Source organism: Stenotrophomonas sp. VV52 (assembly GCF_002893095.1).
GTDB lineage: Bacteria > Pseudomonadota > Gammaproteobacteria > Xanthomonadales > Xanthomonadaceae > Stenotrophomonas > Stenotrophomonas aracearum.
Genome location: NZ_KZ622864.1, coordinates 1 through 14816 on the forward strand (window position 1 = coordinate 1; position 14816 = coordinate 14816).

Annotated in this window: 17 protein-coding genes and 1 tRNA gene; all 18 read right to left on the bottom strand. The window is 61.2% G+C overall.

Annotated elements, in window-relative coordinates:
- The coding region (locus tag C2U58_RS00005; RefSeq protein WP_301182345.1) for a site-specific DNA-methyltransferase at positions 1 to 1524 on the bottom strand (1524 nt) is incomplete at its 3' end.
- 132 nt (positions 1525 to 1656) lie between these two features.
- Positions 1657 to 2136, bottom strand: coding sequence for a helix-turn-helix domain-containing protein (locus tag C2U58_RS00010; RefSeq protein ID WP_146033369.1), 480 nt, complete (start codon positions 2134 to 2136; stop codon positions 1657 to 1659).
- Positions 2133 to 2516, bottom strand: a complete 384-nt coding sequence (locus tag C2U58_RS00015; protein ID WP_102944014.1) for a hypothetical protein — start codon at positions 2514 to 2516, stop codon at positions 2133 to 2135. The genes C2U58_RS00010 and C2U58_RS00015 overlap by 4 nt, the downstream gene beginning before the upstream one ends.
- A complete protein-coding gene (locus C2U58_RS00020) occupies positions 2513 to 2818 on the bottom strand; it encodes a hypothetical protein (protein WP_146033370.1) in 306 nt (101 codons plus the stop codon). Before C2U58_RS00020 ends, C2U58_RS00015 begins: the two co-directional genes overlap by 4 nt.
- A gap of 5 nt (positions 2819 to 2823) precedes the next feature.
- Positions 2824 to 3144, bottom strand: a complete 321-nt coding sequence (locus C2U58_RS00025; RefSeq protein WP_102944016.1) for a hypothetical protein — start codon at positions 3142 to 3144, stop codon at positions 2824 to 2826.
- Positions 3145 to 3361: 217 nt separating this feature from the next.
- Entirely contained in the window at positions 3362 to 3838 is a 477-nt protein-coding gene (locus C2U58_RS00030) for a hypothetical protein (RefSeq protein ID WP_102944017.1), read from the bottom strand.
- Between the two features lie 101 nt (positions 3839 to 3939).
- A complete protein-coding gene (locus C2U58_RS19750) occupies positions 3940 to 4356 on the bottom strand; it encodes a hypothetical protein (RefSeq protein WP_146033371.1) in 417 nt (138 codons plus the stop codon).
- A 107-nt stretch (positions 4357 to 4463) separates the two neighbouring features.
- On the bottom strand, positions 4464 to 6224 hold the full coding sequence (locus C2U58_RS00035) for an ankyrin repeat domain-containing protein (RefSeq protein WP_102944018.1): 1761 nt from the start codon (positions 6222 to 6224) through the stop codon (positions 4464 to 4466).
- Positions 6225 to 6584: 360 nt separating this feature from the next.
- Positions 6585 to 7598 (bottom strand): zincin-like metallopeptidase domain-containing protein, encoded by a 1014-nt coding sequence (locus C2U58_RS00040; RefSeq protein WP_102944019.1) that lies wholly within the window; start codon positions 7596 to 7598, stop codon positions 6585 to 6587.
- A gap of 67 nt (positions 7599 to 7665) precedes the next feature.
- Complete coding sequence (locus tag C2U58_RS00045) at positions 7666 to 7911, bottom strand: hypothetical protein (RefSeq protein WP_049433832.1); 246 nt, start codon at positions 7909 to 7911, stop codon at positions 7666 to 7668.
- Between the two features lie 91 nt (positions 7912 to 8002).
- Entirely contained in the window at positions 8003 to 9877 is a 1875-nt protein-coding gene (locus C2U58_RS00050) for a DUF5906 domain-containing protein (protein ID WP_146033372.1), read from the bottom strand.
- Positions 9878 to 9933: 56 nt separating this feature from the next.
- A complete protein-coding gene (locus C2U58_RS19755) occupies positions 9934 to 10095 on the bottom strand; it encodes a DUF3450 domain-containing protein (RefSeq protein WP_136191690.1) in 162 nt (53 codons plus the stop codon).
- 606 nt (positions 10096 to 10701) lie between these two features.
- Complete coding sequence (locus C2U58_RS00060; protein ID WP_146033373.1) at positions 10702 to 11454, bottom strand: hypothetical protein; 753 nt, start codon at positions 11452 to 11454, stop codon at positions 10702 to 10704.
- Positions 11447 to 12130 (bottom strand): DNA N-6-adenine-methyltransferase, encoded by a 684-nt coding sequence (locus C2U58_RS00065; RefSeq protein WP_102944023.1) that lies wholly within the window; start codon positions 12128 to 12130, stop codon positions 11447 to 11449. The genes C2U58_RS00060 and C2U58_RS00065 overlap by 8 nt, the downstream gene beginning before the upstream one ends.
- A gap of 125 nt (positions 12131 to 12255) precedes the next feature.
- Entirely contained in the window at positions 12256 to 12504 is a 249-nt protein-coding gene (locus C2U58_RS00070; protein ID WP_057502480.1) for a hypothetical protein, read from the bottom strand.
- A gap of 210 nt (positions 12505 to 12714) precedes the next feature.
- Positions 12715 to 13686: a hypothetical protein gene (locus C2U58_RS00075; RefSeq protein WP_102944024.1), complete on the bottom strand. Its 972-nt coding sequence runs from the start codon at positions 13684 to 13686 to the stop codon at positions 12715 to 12717.
- A gap of 38 nt (positions 13687 to 13724) precedes the next feature.
- Positions 13725 to 14495, bottom strand: coding sequence for a hypothetical protein (locus C2U58_RS00080; RefSeq protein ID WP_146033374.1), 771 nt, complete (start codon positions 14493 to 14495; stop codon positions 13725 to 13727).
- 146 nt (positions 14496 to 14641) lie between these two features.
- Positions 14642 to 14717, bottom strand: a tRNA-Thr gene (locus tag C2U58_RS00085).
- Between the last annotated feature and the right edge of the window lie 99 nt (positions 14718 to 14816).

Consider the following 14816-nt stretch of genomic DNA (forward strand, 5'->3'; position numbering starts at 1 on the left):
AGAACCGTCCGTGATATCGGGGTAGAACCCATCGCAAGACTCGCCGTAGATCACCTTGGGACCATCGAAGGTCTGCAAGCTTTTCAACACCCGCTTGGTCAGCACGTTGCCGCCGGTCTTGCTTTCATCCCCGAGAATGCCGTTGAACAGCAGGTAGTAGCCGATCCCATGGTGCGCACCCAGGAACGGTTGCTTGGGGGCACGTGTGGAGCGTGCCGTGCCGGTTTCGGCGAACCAGACATGGGCCGCCAGGTGCTCAAACTTGATGCCGTCGCGGATGTGGCCCTCGTCATCAAACACCGGCACGCCCAGCTTGTAGAAGCGAAAGCCACCACCGCCCTTCCAGTCCACCACTTCCGAAACGCCGCCTTGCTCTCCATCGACCACCTTCGCGAGACGCGGCTGGCAACGCGTGCGGGCGTGCTCACCCATCTCGATCCCGATCCATCGACGCCCAAGCTTCTGCGCCACTGCCGCAGTAGTCCCTGAACCCAAAAAACTATCCAGCACGATGTCGCCGGGCTGAGTTGTCATCTCAATCACGCGTTTCAGCAAGGCTTCCGGTTTAGGAGTTGCGAAATGCTCATCGCCAAACAGAGCGACAACCTCTTTCTTCGCGTCTTGAGTGTGTCCGACCTCCTCATAGGGCCAAAACGTCTGCGGCACGCGCCCCTGCTTTACTTCAGAAAGGAATCGTTTGATTGCTGGGACATTGCTTCCGTCCTTGCCCCACCAGATGCGCCCGTCGGCATCGAGCTCCCTAAGACGTGACTCGGACACGCGCCAAAACATCCCATTCGGTGGACCGGGGATCACCCGTCCAGAAGGTGTAGTTATCGAATACGTTCCTGCGCCGTAAAAGTTGCGAGCAGAAAGATCGCCAGCCTTCCAGAGACCACGCGAGTCATTGTCTGGATTTTTGTATGCCCTATCCTGCTTCTCCGTCCGAGGCATTGGGTTTGGAACCCACTTTTCAGCATCTTTGGCGTAGACAAAGAGGTAATCATGATCTACCGAGAAGTGTCTAGCTGAGTTTTTTGGCGAGTATATCTTTTGCCATATAACGCTAGCGACGAAGTTCCCACGCTTGAAAATCTCGTCAGCAATGACCTTGAAGTAGTGCGCCTCGTTGTCATCAAGTGCAATCCATATCGCTCCATCTTCGCTAAGTAGCTCCCGCAAAAGCTCTAGCCGTGGATACATCATCGACAACCACTTGGCGTGTTCCAAGTTGTCGTCGTATTGCTCAAATGCACTTTTGGTGTTGTAAGGCGGATCAATGAAGATGCACTTCACCTGGCCCGCGTAGTAGGGCAACAACGCCTTCAGCGCATCCAGGTTGTCGCCCTCGATCAGCATGTTGGGCGAGTCCACCTCCCCATAAGACAAGCTGGCCACCGGCTCCAAGAGTCGGTAGGGCGTCAGGGCGGAGCGGGTCAGGTCCTCATCACGGTCGGACCAGTTGAGCAGTGGCATTGAATACATCCCCTCGAACAGGCTCCAAGTATCGTTCAGCGGGTGCATTTGGGCCAATCCTTAGGCGTCCACCCGTCCCTAATCCATTGATCACAAAGACCTTCAGGAAATCGGAGCCCGGCCAGCCGCTAGACCCTGGACCATGTGACAAGCGGAGGGACGGGAGGCACCTCTCTGCTGCTAAGTGCTGAGACCCGCTTTTCTGCAGTAGCTGTATACCGCCGAGCCGCTCACCCCAAGCTCCCGCGCCAAGTGAGCCCGGCTGACCTCCTTCAAGCGAGCCCGAACCTGGTCCAGGGCCAGCCCGCGCAAGGTGCGGTGCTCTGGCCCTTTCAAGACGCGCCCCAACCGAAGCGCTTGGCGGTCCAGGCCGATGGTGGCCGCCGACACCCCCAAGCGCTTGGCCACCTCGGCCGATGTGAGCCCGGCTTGGACCAGCCGCTGCACCTGCTGGCGACGCTCAGCGAGTTCGCGGGCTTGGCGGTCCCGGAAGGCCTGCCGTCCGGAACCGGCCAAGCGGTGTCGCCTGACAAAGCGGTTCACGGCTTGGTGGGTGACGCCGAGGCGTTGGGCCAAGGCGCGCTGGGTCACCCCTTCGTCCAGCAAGGATTGGATTTCAGTCGGGGAGCGGCCGCCGAGAAAGCCTTTGCGTGGACTCATCGAACCATCGCCGCCCAGTCGCCACGAATCACCGAGGGCGACACGCCCAGCGCTTGCGCGATGGCCTCGGGCGTCAGGCCTGCAGTCATGCCGGCCCGAATCGCATACCTCCTCTGGCGTGCATAGGCTTGGCGACGCACCTCCGGGTCGATGGGCATGGCATCGGACGGGTCTACGCGTTGGGCGTGCTCGATTTGCTCCGCTTCGCCGTGTGCGTTGCGGTGCGCGGCCAGGGCGTCGTCCACGTCCTTGCTGAAAGGCGTGTTGCGTTGGGCTGCGTCGTAGATGGCTTGGATGTCCGCAGGCATGGGGAGCAGCTCGATGCCGTCCGGCCCGGGAAGAGTGCCTGGGACAAACAAGGTGGAAAGCTCGCGTGTCATCGGCCCACCCAGTAGCCCAGTCCCGCGCTAAGCAAGGTGGCCGCGTATAGAGCGGCGTCCTCAGCGCTGGAAATGTTGAGGGCCATTACCACCGCCCCGAATGCGAGCGTGAGGACGCAACCCGCGAAGATTGCCCCAAAAATCGCGAAATCCACGTAGAGCGAAGCGTCGCGCTTCCCCGTCCAGAAAAGGGCCAGCGATTGCTTTACGGTCGGGTAAGTCAACGCGATCATAAAAGAGAGAAAAGCTGCCGAGCAGAGAAACACGGCAAGGACCAGCACGGATAGGACCAGCATCGTCAACGCACTCATCCGCGCGACCTCCCCTTGCGGCAAACAAGCGCCAGCAGGCAGAGCACCGCGACCGTGCCGAGGACAAACAGGCCTCCCCCGGTGGCGACCTGGTGCCAGACGGTGAAGGTGGCTTGGGCCAGGAACGCGGCGATGACCACCATCCCAACTCCAAACAGTCCGCCATGGATCACGAAGCGGCCCTGCGCGCGAGCGTCTCGCTCACCGCCTCTTACCCGTTGCCAGGCTGCCTTGGCGTCGCCAAAGCGCTTGAACGTCCAGAGCGGGACTAGGACCATGAGGCCAAGCAGGGTCAGTAGAAGGATCGTGCTCACCATGGGCGGCCTCCTGCTTCGCTCTTCAGCGGGCGCGCCTGGAATGTGCGAGGTTGGCCCCACTGGCTGGGCTTGAGATTCCATGCCATTGGCAGGTGGTGCAGCTCGCGAGGTTGCGCAGGGGAGCAGTCCATGCCATCCAGGATTAGATGCCCGCATTGCTTGAAGTCTTCGACGGTCAATGAGGCAGCGGAGCGCTTACGAGGAAATGCGTTCCACTTCATCGGCTTTGTCCCTCAATCGGCACAACGCGGGTCTTGCTGCCCTTCCCGGTCAGGAACACCTTGTCCCCGGCGCGGATCGGCAGGTCATCGGCCTGAACAATGGCAATGACTTTTCCGCTCTCCAGATCCCGGACATACACCTCCACGCCCCGGCGCTTGCGAAAACCGTTTTGAACGGCCGTGCCGGCGACGCCCCCAATCACCCCACCCGCCACCTTGGCGGCGCTGCGGTAATCGCCTTTAACCTCGCGAGCGGCCCCATAACCCACGGCCGCGCCGATGGCGCTGCCGGCGTTAACCTTCTTGTCCGATTGGAGGACGACCTCGCGGACCATGAGCACCTCGCCCAGGCGGGCGTTCTGAACACTCAAGGTTTCACTGGTGCCGTAACGACGGGCGGAACTGTTGTCCGCAGCGGAGGCAGTGAATGGGAGCAGGCTGGCAAGGGCCAGAGAAAGAACCAAAACGCGCATGAGGCCTAATTTTATGAATGGGTTGCACTACCCATAACAAAAGGTTTGAAATGCGCAAGGGGATCGGGAAAAGAAAAAGGCGGCTTCCGCCGCCTTTGTCGTTACTTGCAGGGATGCGCTTCCGAAATATCCGACGCGACGGCATCCCACCCAACACCGCGAACACAAATGGCCGGCGATGAAAGCCGTGGCTGGTCGCCAGCCCGCACGATCAACCGGGTGGTTCGGCCGAGAACGTCAGCGGTCACGGCCAACGAACGGCCGTCGCTCCAAGGACGGTCGAAGGAGCCTTCGAGCTGAACCTTTCTTTCTTGAACCTTCTCCCAAGGGATGCCCCCGGCATTGAGAAGGCTGGGGAAATCGTCCAGGGTCGCCCCCTTGGGCAGGTCTACCTCGCCCAACAGAATCACCGCAGTGGGCGCAGCTTCTCTTTCAAGTGCAGCGGCGCTGGGTTGACTGGAACACCCCGCAGAGAGCAACAACGCACCGGCGATGGCCGACAAACAAAGATTACGCATACATCTTCCTTTTTTGTGTAGGTAGAAATACCCATAACAAAGAAAAGGAGATGCGCAAGGGGATATGGAAAAGAAAAAGGCGGCCTTCGCCGCCCTTTCCCTTGGCCTTAGAAGCGCGCTCGCAAGCGAGGGGCTTCCTGGGCTTGGCCGTCCTGCCCGTGGGCCTTCATGGCCGCACCGACCTGGCGTTGGGCGTCGGCCGCAAACCCGCCTTCCGGTGGCTTCCAAGCATTGGCAGCGGGAAGAAGCTCGTCCAAGAGCTTGGATCGGTTGTGGGCTCGCAGCTCGTTCTCAGCGTTGTCCAAGAACGACTTGGTCTCTCGGTTGCTCGCAAAATCGATGGGCTTCATGCCAGGCTCGTTTCGAAAGCCGTTGACATGGTTGTCAAAGCCTTGCTCGCCGACGAGCTTACACCCCTTGTCCCAGTCCGCCCCTGCGAACACCAGTTCTCGGCAGAGTTCCGTCTTTCCCTGCTTCGCCGCTTCATGGAGGACGCTGTAGCCGGCATAGTTGTTGTAGGCCCAGCCCTCGTCTCCGTCGATGTTGAACGTTCGGTTCCGACTGACCAGTTCTTCGTTGGGATCCACCTGCTCCAGCAGACGTTTGGCGTCGCCGGCCTCAACGAGGGCCACAATGTTGAGCACGCGGTCCTGCTCCTCCTTCGTCTGCTCCGCCTTTTCCGCGGCCTGCTCTTCCGCTTCGGCATCCCAATACCGAGCCTCGTGGTAGTAATCCCGGGTCGCATAAGGGGTTTCCCCCCTGTCGTTCTCTACGTGGTGCTGGGGAACGCCTCGCCCCACCCCATCGACCAACTCTTCCATCGCGCGCTCGTCCGCGGTATGGGCAGGAATGTTTCCCTCCATGTCTTTTGCGTCAACCTGGGCCCCGGCCAACACCAACGCCTGCACCATCTCCCCCGTTTTGACGTAATGAAGCGCGGTTCGGCCCAGCGCATCGGTGTCCCTCACACTACCGCCCTGCCCCAACGCAGCGACAAGCTCGCTGGGCGTCTCGGCCAGGAAAATCGGGTCGGTCGCCGCATCGACGCGCTCACGCGGCGAAAAATCGTCTCGGTGGTTCCGAACACTTTCTCGATAAAGCACAGGATCATGTTTTAGCGCTGGCTCGCCATTCGAGTTCAGCAGGAAGGGATCGGCCTTGGCATCCAGCAAGCGCAGCACAACGCCTGGGTTGCTGGCCAGATGGAGCGGCGTGTCTCCTGTGTCCGTCCGCAGATTCACGTCGGCGCCGGCATCGACAAGCATGTGGATTTCGCCTTCAAGCCCTCGCTTCGCAGCAACATGCAGAGCGGATTGCCCTTGGCTTAGGGCATTGACATCCGCTCCGGCCTTCGCCAACAGCGCCAAACCTTCCGCAGTAGGTTTTTCGGACCAAGCGGGTTCCCTTTGGTATGTGCTCAACAGGCGATCAAAAGGCGAACGCCCTTGTTTGTCCAACGCGTGAACATCCGCCCCAGCCGAGATAAGCAGTTCCATCTGCCACGGCTCCTGACATTTATGCAAGGCGGAATCGCCGCGCGCGTCGCGATACCCTTTCACATCGGCGCCGTCTTCGATGGCCTGCCTTACCTCGTCCTCGAAGCGACCCTTCGTCTTCAGACCAGCGAAGGCCAAAGTGTTCCCCAACCGATCCGTTGCCTCATCGTTGAACGATGGGGGCACACTTTGAGGGCCCTCAACGGGCGAAAGGGTTGCCGGCTCCGCTGAAGCCACTGGCCGCTGGCTTGAATCATCCAAGCGCTCCCGGACCGGGGGTTCAGGCGGCTCAGAAGAAGCCACGCCTGGTAGTTCCGTGTCCTTTTGACGGATGAAGGGTCGAAGTAGATTTGAAAAGACGTTGCCAGCCATGGTTCCTCCGCTTGGTGAGTGATACTCATGTCTTAACAAAGAAAGGGGGATGCGCAAGGGGCTGCAAAGAGAAAAGGGGCGGCTTTCGCCGCCCCTCTCAATCCAGCGTAAGAAGCTCAAGAAACAACATGGCGCTTAGTTAACCGACCCAGGAAATCACTAACTAAGCATTCCTTCCACCCCGGCGACAGCAACCACCGGAAACCACCAATACAGCAAGGATAACCACCCAACCACCTTCTAACCGCTCACCCTGGAAAAGTTCTCAGTTAGAAGTAGAGGAATCGGACCACAGCCGGGACTTCCCCCAGCACATTCATTTCTAACTCGAAACCTCAAAAGGTCAACCCCCTACCTGCGCTAAGCAACCTGGCGTTCCTTGCGTCGCGATGGGGTCCTTCGACCGGCTTCCGTCTTTCGCCCCTGCTCCATGTCCTGCTCCTTCTTGACATGCGGCAGCGGCTCGCGTTCAAACGCCGGGATGTCCAGAAAGGTCATGACCTTCTCTGCAGAGCTTGCCGCGCGGAACAAGGTCCTGGGGTCATCGGCGAGGGCCTTCATCCAACTCTTCAAGTAAGCCGCGTGCTGTTTTTCGTGTTCTTTCCCCAGGCCGATTCCAAGGCGCTCGGAAATGAACAAACTTGAGAGCTCCGCTACCAGCTCCTCTTTGGCGTAGTCCTGGCTGCCGAACCGACCGGCCTGGTCGCGGTCGAGCCGGTGTTTGGCGCCGGTCCAGTGGGCCAACTCGTGGAGCAACGTGGCCTGATAGCTGACGTCATCTCTGAAAGTGTGGTGCTTCGGCAGGTGAATCGAATCCGCGGCGATGGAGTAGAACGCTCGGTTGCCACCGTCGTGATGAAGTTTTGGCTGGTGCTTGTCCAACAACTCCCGCACACGCAAGTGGCGGATCGACTCGGGCATGACGAAGGGCGGCGGGGGCTCGGGCATGCCGTCCATTTGGCTGGCATTGAACACCGTGGCGACGAACACCGATGGCCCTTGGTATCCGTTCTTCTCTTCGCCCTCGGTCAACGGCTCGGCCCCGTCTTTGGCCTTGCCCGTCTTGCTGAAATCCCAGTAGGCGATCCGCTGCCCCTTTTCGCCGCGCTTGACCTGGGTGCCAATGCTTTCGGCCTGGCGATAGGTCAGCCAGCGGTCGTCTTGGTAGCCATGGGTTAGTTGGGCACCGCGCAGGATGAGTGTGTTGCTGCCGCGATAAGCCTTGCCCGTGGTCGGGTTCCAAGGCCCGTTGATCGAGCCGTTCTGCGGGGCGTCGGGATCATTCCATGGGCGGCGCCAGGGGATGGTGCCCTGCTGCATGAGCGCAAGCATTCGCTCGGCGGTGGCTTGGATGAGATCGGAATACTTGGACATGCGGGGTTGCCTCAAATCTTTTTCAACCTCCTGCGCCTCCAAGCGGGTGGTTGTGGGTGGGGTCGGGTCAGAACTCGATATGAAGGGTCAGACTCTTGCGGTGATACAACGCTCGCCGCACCAGCTCGGCGATTTCGTCCTCGCTGCGCAATCCCTGGTCGCCGTCTTTTCCCAGACGGACATGGAGACCAAACCCGCTTTGCACGAGCAAGTATTGCGGGTCCGCTTCCGGTGTCTCTGGGCTCTCTAGATCGGCCAGGCTGATGGCCGATTCGGGGAACGCGTCGTCGGGGATGTGGTTGGGCGATGGCATGGGGGCTCCGTTTTGGTTTGGATACCCCTTTGCAATAGCGCAACGTCGCCGGTTGTAAAGGCCTGCCCCGGAAATGCCCGGCGTTGCTGGGTTAGCCGGCCTTCTTCTTTTCCGCTTCGGCCTTGCGTTGCTCGCGCGCCTGTCGCTCCCGGCGATCCTGCCTCTCCCATGCGGCGGCGTTCTTGGCTTGGCGCTCCCGTTCGGCGCGGCGTTCCGCCTGGACCTGCTCGTAGGGCGTATTGGTGAAGCCAAAGACGTCTCGGATGGCATCGGGCATGTCGGCGAAGTCCTGCTCGTCTTGCCGTTCGGCGGCGACGGCCAGTGCTTCGTTCTGGGCGTCGTTGGCCGCCTTGGCCTGCTCAGATTCGGATTGGCGGGCTTCTGGGGTCAGGGCCTCCAGCCGCTTGAGCTCCTGCTCTTGTGCGCGCTCGGCGTCGGTCTGCTCGCCCTTCCAGCAGCAGAGGTAGCAGTCCAACTGCTCGCCCTCCACGCGCCGATTCGACGGGCGCCCACGCAGGTGCCCGGCGGTCTTCAGGCCACGGGTGAACTGGCGCTGCGAGAGGATTTCCTCCGGTTCAAAGCCCTTCTTCTCGCACCAGGCCACATAGCGGGCATGGATCGCCTTGACGCTCTGCCATTGCTCACTGCCAGCGGCAGCGCCGAACAGCACGCGGTCGGCATGGGCCCAGGCGGCGATGGAATCGGCGTTGTGGATGACGGCCTGCTTGTAAGCACGCGCGGCCTCCGGGAGTTCGTGGTCGGCCATGAAGCGACCGCGGGCCACGACTCGGCGGGCGCCTTCGAGCATCCAATCGAGGAACAGCTGCCCTTCTTCCTCCAGCAACTTACGACTGAAGTCCTCCACGCGGTCTTTTTCCGGAATGACGTTGGCCCACTCCACGATGGAAAGGCGTCGGGCGACGCCACCGGACTTGTCGCGGTAGAACGGCGCGGAGTTGCTGCTGATGATCCACTTGGCCTTGGAGTGGTAGTTCAGAACGGAGAGGTGTTTTCGGTTGATGCCGATCCCATTGCCACTCACCAGCGTTTTGAACGTGCCTTCCTTCCACTTCTCGCACTCCACCTCATCCACCAGGATCAGCTGGCTGCCGAGGATGCCTTCGAGCGCAAACGTGTCCCCCAGGGTGGCCAGGTCCAAGCGAGCCACTTTGTTGTGGACGCCTTCCACGCATTCGGCCAGCGTCGATTTGCCGCTGCCGGCGGCGCCGTGCCACCACGCTGCAATCTGGTAGGAACCGGGCAGCAAGGTCATGCCGCACTGCTCCTGCACCAGGGCGCGCACGCCCTCGTCGGGCAACGCGTGGGCCAGGAACTTGCCCAGCAGGCTATCGGCCGGCACGGGGCTGGGGATGTAGCGCTCGCCGGGCGTGGCGCCCGTGGCGATGTTCAGGGCGTGGGTCATGCCATAGCGCGGCTGGGGTTCCAGCGCCTGGATGCTGTCCGCCGTGATTTCCAGGTAAGCGTCAGCGCAGGGGACCACCGCACGCTTGGGTTCCAACTGCGGCAGCGCGCTTTGCTGGCCCAGCCGAGTGCGGGCGTAGGCCCAGCAGCTGGAAGCGAGCTTGTCGCTGGCCTTTGCGGGGATGTTGGCATCGAGCCAGTCGGACGCCAGGCCGTCGCCGAGGCCGCGGTGAACCAGCGCCCAGTGATTTGCACTCCAACGGTACACCAACGTCGATTGCGTCGCGGATTCGTCGCGGACGCTGGCCCAGAGGTGGCCGTCAAGCCCCAACTGGAGGTGGCGAGCGAACAGGAAGTCCAGGCTTTCCGGTCGCAGCTCGCCTTTGTTGAGCTTAGCTTGCTTGTGGCGATCCAAGGCGCGTTGTTCGACCTTGAGATTGCTGGCGTAATCTCGCCGGTTTTTCTCCCAGTGCTTTTCGATGAGAAAAGCAACCTCAGGGGGGTTGACGACCGACGGATCTTGAGGGAGATTGTTCGTAGACATTGTAGTTGGCTCCAACGATTCCCCGCCCGGCAAGGCGGGGTTTCGCGTTTGTGGGGTTAGGCGACGTGCGGCAACGCGTTGTCGAGGATCCGGCGCAGCTTCTCGCTGGGAGAAATCCCCGACCGCTTGGCTTCGGCTTTCAGCCGCTCAATCAACGCCCTTTCCATGCGGGCATTGAAAGGGTCTTTGCGTGGGGTTTGGTTCTGCTGCGTGCTCATGGGTTCTCCGTGTTGCATCCGTAATACATTCAAGAAAGCAGGTTTCTTGAAACCGTCAAGCCCCTTTCCCAGAAATATTTTTTAGCTGCTGGTTAACTTTCCTGCTGGTTTTCTGTTTTTTCTTAAACCAGCAGCCAAACCAGCAACTAAAAACCTTCCAAGTGATTGTTTAATCTCGTTTTTGTTCAAAAAATAAGCTAACTGCTGGTTTGCTGGTTAAAAAAACAGGTTTACGCTACGCGCCAACGTCTCATCTGGTCGAGAGATTTTCACTCACTCTTAACATTTTATAGTTGCAGAGAAAAAGTGAAAAAATTAACCAGCAAACCAGCAGGGGCCTTCAAAGCCTTACGTGGCAGGGGTTTTGCTGCTGGTTTGTATGCTGGTTAACGGTTTTGGCGTTAACCAGCAGGAGCGTTAACCAGCAGTCTTTCCTAACAAACCGATACGGTTGGATTATTTTTCGTATGGAATGGCTTTCAGGAAAGCGGGGTAACAAGCACTTGTTACCCGGTTTCTGCGGGTTGAAGAGCAAAAGCAAAAGCGGCTTGGAGCAAGAGCCGGCGGCTGCTCGCCGCCGAGTCTTGGGAGGATTTAGGCCAATGCTCATCGACGGCTGGCCTTCTCCAAGCGGATTTCCTCGCCCATGGCGATGAACCGATCTCGCGTGAGAGACCAAAACACCACTCGCGTTTCCAGGTATTGAGTGATGATGTCTTTGCACTCGACCACCACGCTCCCGATGGGCATCCTCCAAATCACCTGGTTTGACAGCAGTTGCAGGGCTGTAATCGCCGCGCACAACGGATCGCGGTCATTCGCTTTCACGGTAAGCCCCAGAAGGGCCTTCGGATCGTTCCTGACCAGTTCGTGAAGCTTCGCAAGCAACAGCGTGCCGGCTCCGCAGGTGGGGTCACCCATGGACCACTTGTCTTTTTGAGGAGTTGGAGCAAAGGCAGTCAGCGCCCTCGCAAAGTCCCAAGGGGTGAAATATTGAGCGTCGTTTTTATTCCCATTCCCCACGAACTCTCCAAAGAGCTGCCCCAGGATGCATTCGAACGGCTCGAAGGTTTCCACTGCGCCCCCATAGGCCTGGCCCGCCTCGAGGCACCAATCCTCGGTCCCATCCACATCGGTCCCAAGCAGCGTCAAGTCGCACCAGGGAGCCAAAGGCCCACCTCGCCCGACGGCCAACTCCGCCTGCTTGAGCACGAGAACCTTCAGCGCAAGCGCGGTGAACTTGCGCATCTTTTCCCTGGGCGATTCCCCGGGGATGGCTTGGATAGCCTTCAACAACCGCTGGTAAGCATTGTTGCGGCGGGAGGTCGGCTTGGCTTTCTTCGGAGTGCGCTTATTCATCGTTAGCCGCCCCCACGTCAGCGCCCGCCACCCGGCCCACGCGGGCCATGTCAAAGTAGCTTCCGCGAATCAGGCCAGACTCCACTCCCCGCTTGAGCCTGCGCGCGGCTGCAGCACCGTAGCCGATGAACACCGATCCCGCCGGGCAACTCGTGCCCAGGGTCCCATCCGGGCGGCAGAACGACAGACGCCCCTTCGTGAACACCACCGCTGAAACGCTGGGGTGGTTGAGCACCGACTCCTGCATCCAGCTCGTTTCCATCCGCGCCAGCACAAGGGCAATCCCGTTGCCATGCTCGGCGGCCTTCTCCATCCAGCGGTGCTGGCTGGTCGGGCTGTTCTTGTGCCCGCCGTAGGGCGGATTCATCCACACAAACGCCGACTTTGGCCAAGGCGTCTTGAGCCCGTCGTCGCTGGGCTTCAGCATCCGGGTGGCCGTGCGCCAGGGCATGCCCTGCTGCGGGATGCAGGGATCCAGGTCAAACGGACCCAGGCCGTGGACGATCTCCGGCGGGGTGAGCCAGGTTTCGGTCGTGATGCCTTCCGGCGCCCGGTCGTAACCAACGTTGTTGGCGACGGCGAGCGAAAGCCTGGTCTGCTTGGGCTTCTTCGCGGGCTTCTTCGCGGGCTTCTTCGGCTTGGTCGAAACAGGGAGGGGGCGAGCAACAGCGTTCATGGGAAATCTCCAGGTTTGAGTTTTTTGGGGCAAAGCTCCGCCAGCACGGCTGGTCGGCCGCGTTTCGCGAAGAGGGTTGAGGGGTTGGGCCAGACCTGGCCGCGGGCTACCGCTGCGCTGCTGGCTTAGCCGTTGGCGGCGTCTTGGACGTCGAGGAAGGCGTCCAGCGTTGCCAGCTGCAGGGTGAGCACCTGGCCGGAGGGCACGCCCCGCAGGTCGCGGTTGGGCACGATGACCGACGTGCTGGTGTCGGCGGCAAGCACGCCCAACGCGTGGGGCAGAACGTCGGCCAGGGCGTCCGCGAGGGCCTGCGGGGTCACGTTAGAGAACTGGTTCAAGAGCGAGGGGTCGAGCGAGAGGATGAGCGGTTGCATGACTGTCTCCGTGCTGGTGTGGCTCCATTTTCCAGTCACGATCCGCGCGCTTCGATGCCCTAAGAGGGCCTCCCCTCTTGGACCTGAATCCTCATTCATCCAGCCACGCTGGGGCGGCGGCGGAAGCCGCTGCCTCCCCGCTTTTATCTCTCCACGACCGAGCCGGCGGGCAGCCGGCGAGACAGGGGCGTTGCGCCCTTGAAGGGCCGTCTAAAAGGGCGTTCCCTTTCTGCTCGGGGCAGGGGCGGGAAGCGAGACGTCCAGCAGCTCCGCCCTCGCTTCGTTGCGGGCCGTGAGTGCCATCTTGGCGTCCTTCAGTCGCTCTGCTTCGCGCGCTTTCAGCACCATGGCTGGCGCGGCCTGCGGGTCCTCTTCGGCATCGAATGCAGCCCGGGCTTCCGATGCGTCTTTGATGGCCAGGGATTCCTCCCACGCCATGTAGTCGGAAACGGCACCCAGCCAGTCCTTGTGGCATTGGAGCAACGCGTCTTTCAGTGCGGGCTGTGCCCAAGGCATGCCGAACGCTTCGGCCAGTCCGCACTTCTCGACCTCGAGTTTGAAGTAGTTGTGTGGATCAACCTCAGCGATGCTCTTGCCTCGGAAGAACATCCGAAGGTGATCCTTCGCGCCCAAGGTTTGACCAGGTCTCACCGACGCCACCACCCGCTCGCCTCGCTCATCGACCCCAATCGTGAGCAGGAGGTCGCCATTGAGCTGCTCTCGAAACGTCGCCAAGCCTTCTGGCAACGTTCGCGTGGCCCCCAAGAGATGGCCTGGCTCCCTCGCGTCCCGCCATGGGCGGCCGCTCGGACGGTTTTTCTCGTCCTCAGCGGCGTCAATAAGATCCACCAGCGATATGGCGGCATGGGTGCGTGCCTGCCCCGGTTTGTCCACGACCACGCCCGTCTTTCGAGCCCACGCGTTGAAGGCTTCGTAGGTCATGTTCAGCAGGCCCGCGGCCTCGGCGGCGGTCCATGTGTCCGTCCGCACCGCCTTCCGCTTGCCGGCCGCCAGCTCCTGGCGCTGCTTTCTCTCAACGGCCAGTTCGTTGTCGAGCACGCGCATCAGCTTCCCCCATGGCACGCCCCACCCGCCCGCGAACGTGTCGTCCGCGTGCCCGTAGCGGTCGGCATAGCGACGGATCAGCGCCGCTTCGGTCTTTGCTTTTGAATCAAACGACATGCTTGGCAACCATCAGTATCTGAGGGGACTGCAGATGCTTAGAAGCGGAACGGCGTGCGAGTGATTGGACCCGCCGCGGGCGGCAGGCCTTCGTCCAAGCCTTGAGCACGGGCTTGATTGCGGACCTCGCTCCACGCCGCCTGGAACGCGGACTGTGCCGCCTCCATTGCGTCATCGAATCGCTCGCGCGCCTCCATGCTGACCCAGGGCTCCAGCAGGGCGTCGACCAAGGGGGCCTCCCAGATTTCGCCCATGTCCAAGGCCCTGTCGCGCTCTTCGATGGGCAGCAGTTGCACATGGCCCACCAAACGCCCGTCCCGCCGCACCCAGGGCTGAAGCTCGGCGAAGCAGTCGGCGGGCGTTGCGGTCAGCGCAGGGCGCTGCTGAGGCTGCCCCAGCACGGCCAGCACCTCGCCCCAAAACTCCGCTGCATCGAAGGTGGTCAATGCAAAGGCCAAGGACGTCATGTCGGCCAGTGCCATGTGCTTGGCCCGGTCAGGAACCCGCCCCCCCTTACGCGGCACGATGGGGTTGGCACGGGTGACCGTGTGCCGGGTTGGCAGTGACTTGGGGGTGGCCTGCCCGGCCGCGTCGGTGTCTGTGAGCCCGTCGAGCGCCTCGGCGAGCGCGGTCACCGGGACCAGCCAACTGCCGCCCAGCTTGCGCAGGCCCGGAACGATGACGCCGGCCGCCAGTTGCTCGCGGGTCTGCTCGTAGCCGCCGGCCCCCGTTCGGTTGAGCACCCGCGCCACGTCCTCGACCGACAAGAGCGGCTTGTCGGGGAACATGGCGCGCAGGATGGGCAGCATTCCGGTCATGGGCTGGGGAAAAAGTGGGGAAAAACGATCCCTGGAAATCCCTGTTTTTCCCGGGGTGGACTGGGGGTGCCAAGAAAAAGGGGTTGGACGGATACCCGGCCAACCCCTTGATTTTACTGCTTTTTCGAGCTTGAAACTGGTGCCGGAAATAGGAATCGAACCTACGACCTACGCATTACGAATGCGCCGCTCTACCAACTGAGCTATTCCGGCTGAGCAGGCAATTCTAAGGGGAGCGGCTGGGTGGGTCAATCGGCACCGAGGCCTGTACTGGCTGGGGCGCACCCGGTGTTGACGTTCCTGCCCCTAGAG

Bases quoted from the DNA above. Each gene is read 5' to 3' on its own strand.
- C2U58_RS00010 (WP_146033369.1), bottom strand. From the start codon at position 2,136: ATGAGTCCACGCAAAGGCTTTCTCGGCGGCCGCTCCCCGACTGAAATC.
- C2U58_RS00015 (WP_102944014.1), bottom strand. From the start codon at position 2,516: ATGACACGCGAGCTTTCCACCTTGTTTGTCCCAGGCACTCTTCCCGGG.
- C2U58_RS00025 (WP_102944016.1), bottom strand. From the start codon at position 3,144: ATGGTGAGCACGATCCTTCTACTGACCCTGCTTGGCCTCATGGTCCTA.
- C2U58_RS00030 (WP_102944017.1), bottom strand. From the start codon at position 3,838: ATGCGCGTTTTGGTTCTTTCTCTGGCCCTTGCCAGCCTGCTCCCATTC.
- C2U58_RS19750 (WP_146033371.1), bottom strand. From the start codon at position 4,356: ATGCGTAATCTTTGTTTGTCGGCCATCGCCGGTGCGTTGTTGCTCTCT.
- C2U58_RS00035 (WP_102944018.1), bottom strand. From the start codon at position 6,224: ATGGCTGGCAACGTCTTTTCAAATCTACTTCGACCCTTCATCCGTCAA.
- C2U58_RS00040 (WP_102944019.1), bottom strand. From the start codon at position 7,598: ATGTCCAAGTATTCCGATCTCATCCAAGCCACCGCCGAGCGAATGCTT.
- C2U58_RS00045 (WP_049433832.1), bottom strand. From the start codon at position 7,911: ATGCCATCGCCCAACCACATCCCCGACGACGCGTTCCCCGAATCGGCC.
- C2U58_RS00050 (WP_146033372.1), bottom strand. From the start codon at position 9,877: ATGTCTACGAACAATCTCCCTCAAGATCCGTCGGTCGTCAACCCCCCT.
- C2U58_RS19755 (WP_136191690.1), bottom strand. From the start codon at position 10,095: ATGAGCACGCAGCAGAACCAAACCCCACGCAAAGACCCTTTCAATGCC.
- C2U58_RS00060 (WP_146033373.1), bottom strand. From the start codon at position 11,454: ATGAATAAGCGCACTCCGAAGAAAGCCAAGCCGACCTCCCGCCGCAAC.
- C2U58_RS00065 (WP_102944023.1), bottom strand. From the start codon at position 12,130: ATGAACGCTGTTGCTCGCCCCCTCCCTGTTTCGACCAAGCCGAAGAAG.
- C2U58_RS00070 (WP_057502480.1), bottom strand. From the start codon at position 12,504: ATGCAACCGCTCATCCTCTCGCTCGACCCCTCGCTCTTGAACCAGTTC.
- C2U58_RS00075 (WP_102944024.1), bottom strand. From the start codon at position 13,686: ATGTCGTTTGATTCAAAAGCAAAGACCGAAGCGGCGCTGATCCGTCGC.
- C2U58_RS00080 (WP_146033374.1), bottom strand. From the start codon at position 14,495: ATGCTGCCCATCCTGCGCGCCATGTTCCCCGACAAGCCGCTCTTGTCG.